Source organism: Pseudomonas sp. K5002, assembly GCF_013386655.1.
In the GTDB taxonomy this organism is placed as follows: Bacteria; Pseudomonadota; Gammaproteobacteria; order Pseudomonadales; family Pseudomonadaceae; genus Aquipseudomonas.
In genome coordinates this window covers 1-1,855 of sequence record NZ_JACARK010001051.1, presented here as the reverse complement: position 1 = coordinate 1,855, position 1,855 = coordinate 1, and the positions used below count along the sequence as shown (strand labels likewise).

At 63.2% G+C, this 1,855-nt stretch carries 3 protein-coding genes; all 3 read right to left on the bottom strand.

Annotated elements, in window-relative coordinates; all coding sequences use genetic code 11:
• Positions 1–35 precede the first annotated feature (35 nt).
• Complete coding sequence (locus HX846_RS33045; RefSeq protein WP_043226421.1) at positions 36–698, bottom strand: outer membrane lipoprotein carrier protein LolA; 663 nt, start codon at positions 696–698, stop codon at positions 36–38.
• 32 nt (positions 699–730) lie between these two features.
• Positions 731–1,156, bottom strand: coding sequence for a thioesterase family protein (locus HX846_RS33040; protein WP_087692514.1), 426 nt, complete (start codon positions 1,154–1,156; stop codon positions 731–733).
• Positions 1,149–1,855: aromatic amino acid ammonia-lyase (locus HX846_RS33035; RefSeq protein ID WP_178967033.1), on the bottom strand; the 707-nt coding region annotated here is incomplete at its 5' end. The genes HX846_RS33040 and HX846_RS33035, both read right to left, overlap by 8 nt.

The following is a 1,855-nucleotide window of genomic DNA, read 5'->3' as shown; positions in this document are numbered from 1 at the left end:
CCAGCAGGATCAGGAACAGGCGCGGCAACCAGCGTTCACTCGGCAAAGTCGTGTTGCTCCGCGTCGCTCAAGGGTTGGCTGCTGGTGCTGTCCTGCATGCGCAGTACGGTGCTGTCGCCCTGGGTTTCCAGCAGCTCGATCTTCTGCACCAGTTCGCCGCCGTCGATATTGATTTGGGTGAACACCTGCTTGAGCAGCAGCGAGCGCGGGATCAACGTGAGTTTCCACTGCTGGGCTTCGCCTTGCAGTTGCAGCTCGAAGTCACGCTGCAAGCCACTGCTGTCGCCCTGCAACACTGCGAGGAACAAACGGTTCTGCTCGGCGCCGGCGCTCTTGTTCGGCAGCAATTGCCAGCCGTTGGCGTCACGCCGGGCGATGCCGTTGGCGCTGATGCGGTAGTCCTGTTGCAGCGGGGTTTTCAGCAGCCACAGCAGGCCGTGGTCCTTGGCCAGGACGAAGGTGCCCTTGCTGGTCAGCGGCTGCGGCAGCGCGCGCAGGTGTTTTTCCTGGATGAAGTTGCCGTGGATCACCGACGGTTTTGCAAGCTGATCGCTGAGTTGCTGCAGGTCGAAAGCATGGGCCAGGCCTGGAATGCTTAACAACAGGATTAGCGCGGTCCTTGTGGGAGCGAGCTTGCTCGCGAAGAACCTGAGGGCGCCGAGAAGTGTCAGGCGTCTCGCGTTATCGTTGACGACCATCGCGGGCAAGCCCGCTCCCACAGGGTTGTGTGTCATGACAGCGCCCTCTCGACTGCGTCGACAAATACCTTTGGCGACGCCAACTGCATTTCGCGGCTGGCAATTTCCACCGCCACTTGCACGGTGCTGGCGCGGGTCAGGCGCTCACCGGTGGCCTTGTCGCTGATCAGGTAATTGACCTTCAAGCGGTTCTCCCACTCCACCAGGCTGGCGCGCACGTTGATGGTCTGGCCGAAGGTCGCTCCGCGCACATAGCGCAGCTGCATGTCGATCACCGGCCAGGCGTAGCCCGCTTCCAGCATCGCCGTGTAGTTGTGGCCGATCTTGTCCAGCAAGGCGCAGCGGGCGACTTCCAGGTACTTTACGTAGTGCCCGTGCCACACCACGTTCATGGTGTCGATGTCGAAAAACGGCACGAGGATTTCAGTGTCGCAGTGCAACACGCCGGGGCTACGCATGCAGCCTCCAGTGTTGCTCGGCGATACGCTTGAGGCACAGGCGCAGTTCGCCTTCCAGGGCGCGGTCTTCGATGACCGGCGGGAAGTCCTTGGCCAGTTCGTCGTGCATGGCGGCCAGCGCCGGCGGCAGCGGGCGCGCATCTTCAGCCTGGGCCCGTAGCCAAACGCCCTGGTTGGCGGCGAGCAAGGTGGCGGCGGCGACTTGTTCGGTCAGTTCCAGCACACGAATCGCATCGCGGGCGGCGATGGTGCCCATGCTCACCTTGTCCTGGTTGTGGCACTCGGTGGAGCGCGAGAACACGCTGGCCGGCATGGTGTTTTTCAGCGCTTCGGCGGTCCAGGCGCTGGTGCCGATCTGCACAGCCTTGAAGCCGTGGTTGATCATCGCCCGCTCGGCTGGCGCACCGGACAAATTGCTCGGCAAGCCGTGGTTGTAACGCACGTCCACCAGCAGCGCGAGCTGGCGGTCCAGCAGGTCGGCGACGTTGGCCACCAGGGTCTTGAGGCTGTCCATGGCGAACGCGATGTGGCCGCCGTAGAAGTGGCCGCCGTGCAGCACGCGTTCTTCTTCGGCGTCGATGATCGGGTTGTCGTTGGCGCTGTTGAGTTCGATCTCGATGAACGAGCGCAACCAGTTCAGGCTGTCGGCCAGCACGCCCAGGACGTGGGGCGCGCAGCGCAGGGAGTAACGGTCTTGCA

Excerpts from the sequence above, each read along its gene's own strand:
- HX846_RS33045 (WP_043226421.1), bottom strand. The coding sequence starts at position 698 with ATGGTCGTCAACGATAACGCGAGACGCCTGACACTTCTCGGCGCCCTC.
- HX846_RS33040 (WP_087692514.1), bottom strand. The coding sequence starts at position 1,156 with ATGCGTAGCCCCGGCGTGTTGCACTGCGACACTGAAATCCTCGTGCCG.